The sequence below is a fragment of the Quadrisphaera setariae genome (assembly GCF_008041935.1).
GTDB classification, from domain to species: domain Bacteria; phylum Actinomycetota; class Actinomycetes; order Actinomycetales; family Quadrisphaeraceae; genus Quadrisphaera; species Quadrisphaera setariae.
In genome coordinates this window covers 240,142-252,249 of record NZ_VKAC01000003.1, presented here as the reverse complement: position 1 = coordinate 252,249, position 12,108 = coordinate 240,142, and the positions used below count along the sequence as shown (strand labels likewise).

Below are 12,108 nucleotides of genomic sequence, written 5' to 3'. Positions count from 1 at the left end.
GAGGGAAGTCGGCCGGAGGGGCGGTGGTCTCCGCCCGCGCCGCGCTGGTCAGCGCCCCCCCCGGCGACTCAGCGGGCGGCGGGGGCCCGCAGCAGCGTCCGGGCGTCGCCGACCAGCGTGATGGAGCCGGTGACGAGCACGCCGGCGCCGAGGCCGCCGGGCGCCTCCGACTCCGACCTGTCCACCGCCACCTGGAGCGCCTCGTCGAGCCGCTCGGCCACGTGGACGCGCTCGCCGAGGTCGCCGCCGAAGATGTCGAGGGCGATGTCGGCGAGGTCGTCGACCTCCATGGCGCGCGGTGAGCTGGACCGGGTGACGACCACCTCGTCGAGCACGGGCTCCAGCACCTCGAGCATGCCGAGCGCGTCCTTGCCCTCGAGGACCGCGACCACGCCCACCAGGCGCGTGTACTCGAAGGAGTCCTCCAGCGCTGCCACGAGCGACTGCGCGCCGCCGGTGTTGTGGGCGGCGTCGACGAGCACCACCGGCGAGCGGCGCACCACCTCCAGGCGTCCCGGCGTGGTGACGTCGGCGTAGGCGGCGCGCACGACGTCGGGCTCGAGGCCCTCACCGCCGAGGAACGCCTCCACGGCGGCCAGCGCCACGGCGGCGTTGTGGCCCTGGTGCTCCCCGAACGCCGTGAGCAGCACGTCGGAGTAGGTGGTGCCGCCGATGCCCTGCAGCTCGAGCACCTGCCCGCCGACGGCGACCACGCGCGAGGTGACCCCGAACTCCAGACCCTCGCGGGCCACGGTGGCGCCCACCTCGACCGCGCGGCGCAGGAGCACCTGCGCCGCGTCGACGGGCTGCTGGGCCAGCACCACGGCGCTGCCCTCGGTGAAGATGCCGGACTTCGTCTCGGCGATCTCCTCCACGGTGTCGCCGAGCAGCTCGGTGTGGTCCAGGGAGATCGGCGTGACCACGGCGACGGTGGCGTCGGCGACGTTGGTGGCGTCCCACGTGCCACCCAGCCCCACCTCGACCACGGCGACGTCCACGGGGGCGTCGGCGAAGGCCGCGAACGCCAGCACCGCCAGCACCTCGAAGTACGTCAGCGGCACCTGGCCGTCCTGGCGCAGGCGACCGTCGACGATGGCCAGGTAGGGCGCGACGTCCTCGTGGACCGCCACGAACACCTCGTCGGAGATCGGCTCGCCGTCGATGCTGATGCGCTCGGTGACGCTGCTCAGGTGCGGGCTGGTGAAGCGCCCGGTGCGCAGGTTCATCTCACGCAGCAGCCGCTCGGCGAACCGCGAGGTCGACGTCTTGCCGTTGGTGCCCGTCAGGTGGATGACCGGGTAGGCGCGCTGGGGGTCCCCCAGCAGCTCCAGCACCTGCCGGACCGGCTCCAGGCGCGGCTGGACCGCGCTCTCGGGGGTGCGGGCGAGCAGCTCGGCGTGCACGGCGCGCAGCCGCTCGGCCGCGGCGCGGCGCTCCTCGGCCTCCTGCGCGGAGCGCTCCGGGGAGCCCCCTGCGACGCGGCTCATCGCGCGCTCGCAGCAGCAGCGGCCTTCGTGACCTCGACGAGCACGTCGTCCGAGCCGGGCCTCACCTCGACGCTCGTGGCGAGCACCTCGTCGGCGATGCGGTCCGCGTGGGCGCGGGCCCAGGCCTCCCGCTCGTCCGGCACGTCGAGCACCAGCGCGATCCGGTCGGAGACGTGCAGGCCGGCGGTCTTGCGGGCGTCCTGGACGAGCCTGACGACGTCGTTGGCCCAGCCCTCGGCCGCCAGCGCGTCGTCCACGGCGGTCTCCAGGACGACGAAGCCGCCGCCCGGCAGCGTGGCGGTGGCGCGCTGCGCCGCTCCGCCCTCGGCGTCCTGGGCGACGACGGTGCTCAGCTCGTACTCCCCCGGGAGGAGCTCGATGCCGGCCGCGACGACCGTCTCGGTGCCGTCGGGCCCGACGCGCACCTCGAAGGCGCCGCTGCGCGAGGCCTGGATGGCCTGCTGCACCTGCTTGCCGATCCGCGGACCGGCGGCGCGGGCGTTGACCGTCAGCTTCTGGGCGACCCCGAAGCTCTCGGCGGCGGAGTCCTCGGCGTCGAGCAGGACGACGTCCTTGACGTTGACCTCGCTGGCCACGAGCCCCACGAGCTGCTGGAGCACACCTTCGGACCCGCCCCCGGGCACGGCGAGGGTGAGCCGCGGCAGCGGCTGCCGCACGCGCAGGCCGCCGGCCTTGCGCAGGCCCAGGGCTGCGGAGCACGCGGCGCGCACCGCGTCCATGGCCTCCACGAGGTCGGGGTCGGCCGGGAGGTCCTCTGGGGAGGGGTAGTCGGCCAGGTGCACGCTGCGCCCGCCGGTCAGGCCGCGCCACACCTCCTCCGCGGTGAGCGGCAGCAGCGGCGCCACCACGCGGGTGAGCACCTCCAGCACGGTGTGGAGGGTGTCGACGGCGTCGACGGCGTCCGGGCCGTTGCCCCAGAACCGCTCCCGCGAGCGCCGCACGTACCAGTTGGTGAGCAGGTCGAGGAAGACGCGGACGCTCTCGCAGGCCCCGGCGACGTCGAGGGCGTCGAGCTGGCCGCGCACGTGCTCCACGAGGTCGCGCAGGCTGGCGAGCACGTACCTGTCGAGCTCGTGGGGCGAGTCGGTGCGCCAGCGGCCGACCACGCCCGCCGACGAACCAGCGCCGCCGTCGTCGCCGGTGTCCCCCTGGGGCCGCAGCGCGCCGGCGTAGAGGGCGAGGAAGTACCAGGTGCTCCACAGGGGCAGCAGCACCTGGCGCACGCCGTCGCGGATGCCGGCCTCGGTGGTCACGAGGTTGCCGCCGCGCAGGATGGGGCTGGACATGAGGAACCAGCGCATGGCGTCGGCGCCGTCGCGGGCGAAGACCTCGGAGACGTCCGGGTAGTTGCGCAGGCTCTTGGACATCTTGCGGCCGTCGTCGCCGAGGACGATGCCGTGCACGAGCGCGGTGCGGAACGCGGGCCTGTCGAACAGCGCGGTGGCCAGCACGTGCAGCGTGTAGAACCAGCCGCGGGTCTGACCGACGTACTCGACGATGAAGTCGCCCGGGTAGTGGTCCTCGAACCACTCGGCGTTCTCGAACGGGTAGTGGACCTGCGCGAACGGCATCGATCCTGACTCGAACCAGCAGTCGAGCACCTCGGGGACGCGCCGCATGGTGGAGCGGCCCGTGGGGTCGTCGGGGTTCGGCCGCGTCAGCTCGTCGACGAAGGGGCGGTGCAGGTCGGTGACGGCCACGCCGAAGTCGCGCTCGAGCTCGGCGAGGGAGCCGTAGACGTCGACCCGGGGGTAGGCCGGGTCGTCGCTGGTCCACACCGGGATCGGGCTGCCCCAGAACCGGTTGCGGCTGATCGACCAGTCGCGGGCGCCCTCGAGCCACTTGCCGAAGGACCCGTCCTTGACGTGGCCGGGCACCCAGTCGATCTGCTGGTTGAGCTCGACCATGCGGTCGCGGATGGCCGTCACCTTGACGAACCAGCTGCTCACGGCGCGGTAGATGAGGGCGTTGCCGCAGCGCCAGCAGTGCGGGTACGGGTGGTCGTAGGTCTCCTGGCGGACCAGCACCGTGCCGTCGGTGACGGGGCCCCCCGAGCCGTCGGCGCCCTCCCCGCGCGTGGCGGCCTTGAGGTCCTTGATGATCACCGCGTTGGCGTCGAAGACGTGCTGGCCCTCGTAGTCGGCCACGCGGGCGTCGAACCTCCCCTGCCCGTCCACGGGCACGACGGCCTCGATGCCCGCGGCGTCGGTGACGAGCTTGTCGTCCTCGCCGAAGGCGGGGGCGATGTGCACCACGCCGGTGCCGTCGTCGGTGGTGACGTAGTCGGCCAGCAGCACCTGGTGGGCGTTGTCGCGGCCGGTGAAGTAGGAGAAGGCCGGGGTGTAGGTGGTGCCGAGCAGCTCGCGGCCGAGCTTCGTCTCGAGCACGGTCGGCGCCGCGTCACCGCCACCCAGCTCGCGGGTGTACGCGCCCACGCGCGCCGCCGCCATGACGAGGCGCTGGCCGGCGAACGCGCCCTCGGACGGCTCGACGAGGGCGTACTCGACGTCAGGTCCGACGGCCATGGCGAGGTTGGAGGGCAGCGTCCACGGCGTCGTCGTCCAGACCAGCGCCTTCGCGCCGGCCCACTCGCCGCTGGTCAGCGTCATGCCGACCGTGACGGCCGGGTCCTGCCGCTGGCGGTAGACGTCGTCCATGCGCGTCTCGGTGTTCGACAGCGGCGTCTCGCAGCGCCAGCAGTACGCCAGCACCCGGAAGCCCTCGTAGACCAGGCCCTTGTCCCACAGGGTCTTGAAGGCCCACATCACCGACTCCATGTAGTCGGTGTCGAGGGTCTTGTAGTCGTGGTCGAAGTCGACCCAGCGGGCCTGGCGGGTGACGTAGTCGCGCCACTCGTCGGTGTACTTCAGCACCGAGGTGCGGCACGCGTCGTTGAAGGCCGCGACGCCCAGCTCCTCGATCTGGCTCTTGTGCGTGATGCCCAGCTGCCGCTCTGCCTCGACCTCGGCGGGCAGGCCGTGGCAGTCCCACCCGAAGCGCCGCTCGACGCGCTTGCCGAGCATCGTCTGGTAGCGGGGCACGACGTCCTTGACGTACCCGGTGAGCAGGTGGCCGTAGTGGGGCAGGCCGTTGGCGAAGGGCGGGCCGTCGTAGAAGACGTACTCGTTGGACCCCTCCTCGCCGGCCTCTCGCGCGCCGACGGACGCCTCGAAGGTGTCGTCGGCCTTCCAGTGCGCCAGCACCGCGGCCTCGAGGTCGGGGAAGCTCGGGGAGGCCGGCACGCCTGCGCTGGGGTCCAGCGCGGAGGCGAGGGGGTAGCTCTTGCGCTGCTCGCTCACGTCACACCATCCGTCATCGTCTCGATGCACAGGCCGGTGCGAGGACGACGCCCGCCGTGTCGGCCGGGCCCCGCGGTACCACCCCGCTTGCCGCCACCGCCTCCCCGGTGATCCCGAGGACGACGACGACGACCGCTCGTCGCGCAGCGCTGACGGGCTGCTCCCGTCCGGTTCTACTGGGGGCCGCTCCTGCTGGTGCGGCCCTGTTCTTCCGGAGGCTCACCGGTGATGGCCGGGTCGGTGCCTGTGCCCCGGATCCTACGCCGCCCGGCCCCGCGGCCGCTTCCCCCTTCCGCTCCCTTCCCGCAGCCGTGCGCCCGGTTGCGGTGACTTCAAGTTGCAGGATCTGCAAAGATGCACGACGTGCAAGAAGAAGGGCTCCGAGAGTCCAAGAAGCGCGCCACCCGGCGCGAGCTGTCGCGCACCACCCGCCGCCTCGCCCTGGAGCACGGGTACGACGCCGTCACCGTCGAGCAGGTCTGCTCCGAGGTCGGCGTCTCGGTGCGCACCTTCCACAACTACTTCGCCAGCAAGGACGAGGCCGCCCTCGGGGAGGACCCGCCGCTGGCCACGTCCGAGCAGCGCGCGGCGTTCCTGGCTGGCGCTCCCCACGGGGACCTGCTCGCCGACCTCCTCGCGCTGGCCGACACCGAGCCCGAGCCCGGCCTCCAGGACGACGTCGCCGCCACGTTCGCCCTCGCCCAGCGCGAGCCCCGCCTGCTGGCGCTGTGGCTGGGCCGCGTCTCCACCCGCGAGGAGGAGCTGCGCTCGCTCGTGGCCGAGCGCCTCGGGACCGACGAGGACGACGCGCGCTGCGCCGCCGCAGCCGCCCTCGCGATGACGACCGTCCGCCTGGCCTGGACCGGGTGGATGGCCGAACCGGCCACCGGCCTGCGGGCCCACCTCGACCTCGTGCACGAGCAGCTGCGCTCGCTGGTCGCCCCCGCCCACGCCCCCGCCCCAGAGACCGCAGGAGCCGACCGATGAGCACCCCCACCCGGGCCCAGCAGGACGACGGCGCCGCAGCGCCGTTCGTCCTGACCCGGCGCCGCATCAACCTCATCTTCACGGCGCTCGTCGCCGGCATGCTCATGAGCAGCCTGGACCAGACGATCGTCTCCACCGCGATGCCGACCATCGTCGGAGACCTGGGCGGGGTCTCCCACATGGCGTGGGTCACCACCGCCTACCTGCTGGCCAGCACCCTGGTCATGCCGGTCTACGGCAAGTTCGGCGACCTCTTCGGCCGCAAGAACCTCTTCCTGTTCGCCATCGCCCTGTTCACCGCCTCCAGCGTCGTGGCGGCCCTGTCCCCCACCTTCGAGGTCTTCGTCGCCTCGCGCTTCGTGCAGGGCCTCGGTGGCGGTGGGCTGATGATCCTCGCGCAGGCGATCATCGCCGACGTGGTCCCCGCTCGGGAGCGCGGCAAGTACATGGGCCCGATGGGCGCGATCTTCGGCCTGTCCGCCGTGGCCGGGCCCCTGGTCGGCGGGTACTTCACCGACCACGCCGCCTTCGGCTGGCAGTGGTGCTTCTGGATCAACGTGCCGGTCGGCCTGCTCGCGCTGGCGCTGGGGGTCTTCGCCCTGGAGCTGCCGAAGAAGCGGAACAGCGCGAAGCTCGACGTCGCCGGCGTCGTCCTGCTCTCCGCGGCCACCACCTCGCTGGTCTTCTTCGCCGACGAGGGCGGCTCCCGCGGCTGGACCGACGGCCTCACCCTCGCCTGGCTGGCCGCGCTGCTCGTGTCCGCTGTCGGCTTCGTGCTGGTGGAGCGACGCGCCACCGAGCCGATCATGCCGCTGTCGCTGTTCCGCACCCGGATGTTCGTGCTGCCCACCGCGCTCGGCCTCGTCATCGGCCTGGGGATGTTCTCGGCGATCGGCTTCATGCCGACCTTCCTGCAGATGGCCTCGGGCACCTCCGCGGCCGACTCCGGCCTGCTCATGCTGCCGATCATGGGCGGTCTCATGCTCACCGCCATCGGCTCGGGCATCGCCATCACGCGCACCGGGAGGTACAAGGCCTACCCGGTCGCCGGCACCGCCCTCGTCGGCCTGACGATGCTGTGGATGACCACGCTGACCGGCGGCACCTCCCTGGTCACCATCGAGGTCATGCTCTTCCTGCTCGGAGCCGGCCTCGGCCTGGTCATGCAGGTGGTCGTGCTCGTGGCCCAGAACGCCGTGCCGCCGTCCCAGCTCGGAGCGGCGACCGCCACCAACAACTACTTCCGGGAGGTGGGCGCCACCCTCGGCGTGGCCGTCTTCGGCACGGTGTTCACGAGCCGCCTCGCCACCGGGCTCACCGAGGCCCTCACCGCCAACGGCCCCCAGGCCGCGGCGGCGGGGATCACCAGCCCGGACACGCTCGTCCCGGCGGCGGTGCAGGCCGCGGGCGAGCCGCTGCGCGGCGCCATCGTCAGCGCCTACGCCGACGCGCTGGCCCCCGTGTTCGGGTACCTGCTGCCCTTCTTCGTCATCGGGCTGGTGCTCGCGGTGCTCTTCCGGACCGTGCCGCTGTCGGACGTCGCCGGCATGGTGGCCCGCGGCGAGGCGGTCTACGAGGACGGCACCGCCACTCGCGGCGAGGCCGGAGCCACCCCGCTCGGGGCGGGTGCCGCCGCCTCCGCGGCCCGCGCCGCCGACGACGCCCTCCCGGGCCAGCGCCACGAGCGCGCTGAGGAGCCCGCTCCCCGCACGTGACCTGACCGCCCCCGCGAGAGCGGGTGCGCGGGCGGTGGCGGCGGGCGAGGGTGGCCCACGTGGCTGAGAACACCGCTGAGAACACCGCCCGACCGACCGTCGCCCTGCTGGGCACGGGGATCATGGGCACCGGCATGGCCCGGAACATCGCCGCCGCCGGGCTCCCGCTGACCGTGTGGAACCGCACCCGCGAGCGCGCCGAACCCCTCGCCGACGTGGCGGCCGTCGCGGACTCCCCCGCCGACGCGGTCCGCGGCGCCGACGTGGTGGTGGTCATGCTCATGGACGCCGACGCCGTCCTCGACGTGCTCGCGCAGGCGGAGCCGGGGCTGCGCGACGGGGTCGTCGTCGTCCAGACCAGCACCATCGGGCCGGAGGGCGCGCGGCGCGTCGCGGCGTGGGCCGCCGAGCACGGCGCCCGCCTGCTCGACGCCCCGGTGCTCGGCACCAAGGGGCCCGCTGAACAGGGGAAGCTGGTCGTCCTGGCCTCCGGGCCGGCGGCGGCGCGCCAGGCGGCCCGGCCGGTCTTCGACGCCGTCGGCGCCCGCACCGTCGAGCAGGACGAGGTCGGCGCCGGCAGCGCCCTCAAGCTGGCGTGCAACAACCTCGTCGCCACCCTGGTGGAGTCGGTCGCCGAGTCGCTGGTGCTGGCCCGGGCGCTCGGGGTGGACCCGCAGCTCGTGCTCGAGGCGGTCCGCGGGGGCGCGATGGACTCCCCCTACGTGCAGCTGAAGGGCACCGCGATGCTCGAGGACGCCCTCGACGAGCCCTCGTTCCCGCTGGCCGGCGCCGCCAAGGACACGGGGCTCATCGTCGAGGCGGCTCGGGCCGCAGGCGTGGAGCTGGCCGTGGCCGAGGCCGTGCAGCGGCGCTTCGCCGCCGCCGTCGAGGCCGGCCAGGGCGGCGCGGACCTCGCCGCCACCTTCCGCGCGCCCCGCTGAGCGCTGCCCCGGGTCGTCGTCCTCCTCCGCCCCCGGAGGAGGAGGACGGCTCCCGGACGCCTGTCAGGCGGCGCCGACCGAGCGCCGGGGCCCCGCCGCTCCCGTCGCGCTCGCGGTGTCGAGGGCGTCGAGCTCGGCCCGGACGAGGTCGGCCAGGGGGCCGACGTGCGGCTCCTGGAGCACACCGGTGTGGTCACCGCTGGTGCGGTGCAGCGACCACGGGCCGCGGAGGTGGTCCGCCCAGCGGGAGCGGGCCTCGGCGTCGGGGTCGTCGGCGGCCACGAGCACGAGCGCGCGCCCGTCCCACGGCTGCGTGCGGTAGCGCCGCTGCAGCAACTTGCCCTGCAGGTGGAACCTGTCGTAGTGGCCCAGGCCGCGGCTCTGCACCACGCCCGTGAGGAGGATGGACGCCAGGGTCTTGGCGCGCTGCGGCAGCGACCCCTCCAGCGCCGGCGGCGCCAGCTGCGGGTCGGGCGGGAAGGAGTCGATCACCACGAGCGACTCCACCACCTCCCCGGCCTCGCGCAGCTGCTGCGCCATGTCGAGGGCCACCAGCGCGCCGAGGGAGTGCCCGGCCAGGCGGTAGGGACCGTGCGGCTGCACCTGGCGCAGCTGCGCGAGGTGGTGGCGGGCGCGGGTGTGCACCGACCACTCGGGACGGCCACCACCCTCCAGACCCCTGGCCTGCAGCGCGACGAGCGGCTGCTCCCGGCCGAGGCGCTCGGCCAGCCGGCGGAACGCCAGGGCGACCCCGCCGGCACCGGCCACCACGAAGAGCGGGCGGCGTGCACCGGAGCCGTTGAAGGTCACCACGGCCGCGTCGCGGCCGGAGCGGCGACGGCGGCGCAGCGCCTCCGCCAGCTCGGCCACGGTGGGGTTCTCGGCGATGAGCCGGGTGGTGAGGACGTCGGAGGGCACGTCCAGGGAGGAGGCCATCGAGGCCAGCAGAGCCTCAGCGGCCAGCGAGTCGCCGCCCAGCTCGAAGAAGTCGTCGTGGGCGCCGACGGCGTCCAGGTCCAGGGCGCGCGCCACGAAGGCGGCCACCACCCGCTCCCAGTCGGTGCGCGGCGCCACGCCACCCACCTCCACCGCCGGCGGGGTGGGCAGGGCGGACCTGTCCAGCTTGCCGCGCTCGGTGCGCGGCAGCGCCTCGAGCAGCACCACCTGCTCGGGGACCATGAACGCCGGCAGCGCCGCGCGCACTGCCCGCCGCAGCTCCGGGACCTGCACCGCGGGACCCTCGGGCACCACGTACGCCACGAGGCGGGCGCGGCCGCCCTCCTCGTCGTCGCCGGGGACGACGCCCACCACGACGGCCTCGCGGACCTGCGGCAGGGCGTGCAGCACGGCGTCGACCTCGCCCGGCTCGACCAGGTGGCCGCGGATCTTCACGCTGTGGTCGACGCGGCCCAGCAGCCGCACCACGCCGTCGTCGTCGATCGCGGCGGTGTCGCTCGTGAGGTACGAGGTCGACCCGTCGGGGTGGTGCGTGAACACGGCGGCGGTCGCCTCCGGCGCCCGCCAGTACCCGTCGGTCAGCCAGCGGGAGGTCACCACGAGGCGACCCGTGCCGGAGTCGCGGCGGACCCCGGTCTCGTCGACCACCTGCAGCGAGACGCCCTCGACGGGTCGCCCCACCGGCACGGCGCCGGAGGGTCCCTCGTGCTCGGGCGCGATGACGTGCTCGGCGATGAGCCACGTCTCGGAGGACCCGTACCGGTTGTGCACGGTGCAGCTGCTGCCGAGGGCGGCGCGCAGGCGCGCCATCTCGACGGCGTGGATGGTCTCCCCCGCCGTCGTCACCGCGCGCAGCCGGCCCAGCTGCTCGCCGGGCGCGAGCGCCGCGACGGCACCGCGCAGGATGGCGGGGCTCGCCGCCAGCACGGTGGCGCCGGTCTCGAGGAGCCACGCGGGCAGCTCGGAGACGGCGCGGGTGCGCGGGTCGAAGAGCACCTGCGCCGACCCCGTGGCCATGCCCGCGAGCAGCAGGCCGATCCCGGCGCTGAAGGCCATCGGCAGCAGGTTGGCGATGACGGCGCCGGGCCCGTAGCAGTCCTTGCCGTTGGTGGTGGCGTCGTGGAGGACGGACTCCGAGTGGGCCACCACGCCCTTGGGCCGTCCGGTGGAGCCGGAGGTGTAGACGATGACCGCGGGCGCGCGGCTCACCAGCTGGTCCTCGGCGAGCGGCCAGGTCCCGGCGGTAGCGCCTCCGGCTCCGAGTGCCACGAGCGCCCTGTCGGTGCGCACGACCCGCGGGCAGAGCTGCGCCGCGTCGTCGGCGCGGGTGGCGTCGGTGACCACGGTCGTGGCACCGGACTGCTCCACGTAGTGCCGCAGCCGCTCCACCGGCGTGGTGGGGTCGAGGACGACGACGGGCGCGCCCGTCCCCAGCACCGCGAGCACCGCCACGGCGGCCGGGGCGCCGTGGCCCAGCAGCACCGCCACCGGCTGGCCGGCGGGCGCCGTCGCAGCGATCCTCGACGAGAGCGCACCGGCTCGCCGGTCGAGCTCGGCGTAGTCGTACCGGACCGCGCCGTCGTCAACGGCGAGCGCCTGCGGGAGGGCAGCGGCGACGCTGCGGACCCGTGTGACGACGTGCTGGAAAACCCCTTGCGCCGTCAGGGCGACGAACCCTCCGTCGCTCACCCCATCAGCCCCCGACCTGCTCATCTGCGGCCCCCCTCGGTCCGCGACCAACCCTACGGTCCTGAAAAGAACACGCCAGGTCTCGTCGACCGCTCGGAGTACGCCGTGATCCAGACACAGACGTCCGCCCCCGACCGCGTCCCGCCGCTGCACCTGTCGGCGCTGACGCTCAAGACGACCGGTTTCGCCCAGCGCGTGCGCGCCGCGGCCTCGGCCGGGTACGCCGGGATCGGCCTCGGGGCCGCCGACTACCTGTCCGCCCGCCGCAGCGGCATCGCCGAGGACGACATCCGCGGCTACCTCGCCCGCGCCGGGCTGGAGGTGGTGGAGCTGGAGTTCCTGCGCGACTGGTGGACCGACGCCGACGTGCGCGGCACCCGGCTGGAGGAGGACATCCTCCTGCACCTGGCCGACCTCACCGGGGCGCAGCAGATCAACGTGGGCCTGTTCGACGTCGTCCCCGACGACGTGGTGCGCCGCGGCTTCGAGCGGCTGTGCACCCGCGCTGCGCGCCACGGGCTGCGCATCGGGGTGGAGTTCATGCCCTACGCCGAGCTGCGGACGCTCGCCGCGGCCCGCGCGCTGGTCGAGGACGTCGGCGCCCCGAACTCCGGGCTGATCCTCGACGCGTGGCACTGGCACCGCTCCGGCGGCTCCCTGGAGGAGGTCGCCGCGGCCGCCGAGGACGGGCTGGTCGTCTCCGTGCAGCTGTGCGACGCGCTCCCCGAGCCGCTGCCCGACCTGCGCCAGGAGGGCCGGCACCACCGCCAGCTGCCCGGCGAGGGATCGGTGGACCTCCAGGCGTGGCTGGACGCGCTGGCCCCCGCGCTGGACGGCTCCGCGTCGGGGCCGGCGGCCACGGTGGCCACCGAGGTGCTCTCCGACGCCGTGGTGGCCGACGGCGCCGGCGAGGCGTGCCGCCTCACCTTCGACGCCGGCCGACGGGTGCTCGAGGCGTTCGTCGACGGGCGGGGAGCACCCCGGCGCTGACGCGCCGCACCCCCGGGGGATC

At 74.4% G+C, this 12,108-nt stretch carries 7 protein-coding genes; 4 read left to right on the top strand and 3 right to left on the bottom strand.

All coding sequences use genetic code 11. The features are described 5' to 3' along the window. Positions 1-68 precede the first annotated feature (68 nt). Positions 69-1,487, bottom strand: a complete 1,419-nt coding sequence (locus FMM08_RS06460; protein WP_147925526.1) for a bifunctional folylpolyglutamate synthase/dihydrofolate synthase — start codon at positions 1,485-1,487, stop codon at positions 69-71. Continuing rightward, positions 1,484-4,807 (bottom strand): isoleucine--tRNA ligase, encoded by a 3,324-nt coding sequence (gene ileS / locus FMM08_RS06455; RefSeq protein WP_147925525.1) that lies wholly within the window; start codon positions 4,805-4,807, stop codon positions 1,484-1,486. Before ileS ends, FMM08_RS06460 begins: the two co-directional genes overlap by 4 nt. A gap of 354 nt (positions 4,808-5,161) precedes the next feature. Between ileS and FMM08_RS06450 the strand changes: the two genes are divergently transcribed. Genes FMM08_RS06450 through FMM08_RS06440 form a run of 3 tightly spaced genes read left to right on the top strand, consistent with a single transcriptional unit; the run spans position 5,162 to position 8,450 of the window. After that, positions 5,162-5,794, top strand: a complete 633-nt coding sequence (locus FMM08_RS06450; RefSeq protein WP_147925524.1) for a TetR/AcrR family transcriptional regulator — start codon at positions 5,162-5,164, stop codon at positions 5,792-5,794. Further along, positions 5,791-7,509, top strand: coding sequence for an MDR family MFS transporter (locus FMM08_RS06445; protein ID WP_147925523.1), 1,719 nt, complete (start codon positions 5,791-5,793; stop codon positions 7,507-7,509). Before FMM08_RS06450 ends, FMM08_RS06445 begins: the two co-directional genes overlap by 4 nt. A 59-nt stretch (positions 7,510-7,568) precedes the next feature. Further along, positions 7,569-8,450 carry an NAD(P)-dependent oxidoreductase gene (locus tag FMM08_RS06440; protein WP_222710477.1) on the top strand — a complete coding sequence of 294 codons (882 nt, stop codon included), beginning with the start codon at positions 7,569-7,571 and terminating at the stop codon, positions 8,448-8,450. 63 nt (positions 8,451-8,513) lie between these two features. Here the strand turns inward: FMM08_RS06440 and FMM08_RS06435 are convergent, their stop codons facing one another. Then, positions 8,514-11,096 carry an AMP-binding protein gene (locus FMM08_RS06435; protein WP_187279590.1) on the bottom strand — a complete coding sequence of 861 codons (2,583 nt, stop codon included), beginning with the start codon at positions 11,094-11,096 and terminating at the stop codon, positions 8,514-8,516. A gap of 105 nt (positions 11,097-11,201) precedes the next feature. On the opposite strand from FMM08_RS06435, the gene FMM08_RS06430 reads away from it, so the two are divergent. Further along, positions 11,202-12,086 (top strand): sugar phosphate isomerase/epimerase family protein, encoded by an 885-nt coding sequence (locus tag FMM08_RS06430; RefSeq protein ID WP_187279589.1) that lies wholly within the window; start codon positions 11,202-11,204, stop codon positions 12,084-12,086. Positions 12,087-12,108: the final 22 nt, after the last annotated feature.

What these genes read in the sequence shown, in the direction of transcription:
- FMM08_RS06460 (WP_147925526.1), bottom strand. Translation starts at nt 1,487, where the DNA reads ATGAGCCGCGTCGCAGGGGGCTCCCCGGAGCGCTCCGCGCAGGAGGCC.
- FMM08_RS06445 (WP_147925523.1), top strand. Translation starts at nt 5,791, where the DNA reads ATGAGCACCCCCACCCGGGCCCAGCAGGACGACGGCGCCGCAGCGCCG.
- FMM08_RS06450 (WP_147925524.1), top strand. Translation starts at nt 5,162, where the DNA reads ATGCACGACGTGCAAGAAGAAGGGCTCCGAGAGTCCAAGAAGCGCGCC.